Below are 984 nucleotides of genomic sequence, written 5' to 3'. Positions count from 1 at the left end.
CCGATGAGGACCTATCCGCTGATGACGTTTGAGCGTTTTCTGTGGTGGACGATGGTGGCGCGGATCAGAAAAATACGTCCATTTTGGTATATCGACTATAGCAAGGAGGATGCGCGCGCATATCTGGAGAGGTCATTTGGCTGGGAGTATTACGGCGGACATCATCTCGAAAACAGAATGACTGCTTACTTCCATTCCATTTATGCGCCCCAAAAATTCAAATCTGATTTTCGGAATAACGCGCTTGCGGCGCTGGCGCGCAATGGCAAGATAAGCCGGCAGGAGGCGTGGGCCGAGTATCAGAAGCCTCCGCATGTTGAGAGCGACCTGGTGCAATATTTCAAGAAGCGCCTTGAGTTAGACGATGAGACATATGATCGAGCGATGGCGTCCCCGCCAATGAGCTGGACGGATTACCCTACCTACAAGAAGCGCTTCGAAATGCTTCGACCTCTTTTTTACGTCCTCGCCAAGGCAAATCTGGTTCCTATGAGCTTCTACCTTCGAGAGCTGATCCCGTTTGCCGTGCCGCTCGGTGTCATATGCGCCGCTGGGGCATTTACTCCCGCGCTGGAGCGATCAATGACAGAGCGCCTGCTGGGGGCTGAGCAACTGGGGCTGTATTCGGCCGGGAGCAAAGTTGCCATGCTGCTGGCGTTGATTGTCGGTTCGTTTCAAACGGCATGGGGGCCGTTCTCGACGTCGATTTACAAGGAGGTGAATGCAGCTGAAACCTACAACCTGGTGTTGAAGCTGTATTGCTTTCTGATCTGTTTCGCTGTCATGGTCCTTGACCTGGTCTCGCCATCGTTGATCCAGCTCCTGGCTTCGTATCGGTACAGTGAAGCTGCTGTTGTCGTCTTCCCCTTGGCGGCGGCGGCTGCCGTACAGTCGGTCAGTTGGATAACTGAAATTGGCATCAGCTTTTCCAAGCGTTCCAGTTTAAGTTTGTACTCCCACACTATCTATATCGGCGGGCTAAGG

At 53.0% G+C, this 984-nt stretch carries 1 protein-coding gene; it reads left to right on the top strand.

The genetic code is table 11. From position 1 onward, the window contains the following. Window positions 1–21: 21 nt before the first annotated feature. Window positions 22–984, top strand: a 963-nt coding sequence (locus CDE01S_RS18835) for a lipopolysaccharide biosynthesis protein (RefSeq protein WP_369406376.1), incomplete at its 3' end; no start/stop codon positions are given.

Source organism: Curvibacter delicatus NBRC 14919 (genome assembly GCF_001592265.1).
Taxonomy (GTDB): domain Bacteria; phylum Pseudomonadota; class Gammaproteobacteria; order Burkholderiales; family Burkholderiaceae_C; genus Hylemonella; species Hylemonella delicata.
The sequence above is the reverse complement of the archived record's forward strand: the minus strand, read 5'-3'. Positions and strand labels throughout refer to the sequence as shown.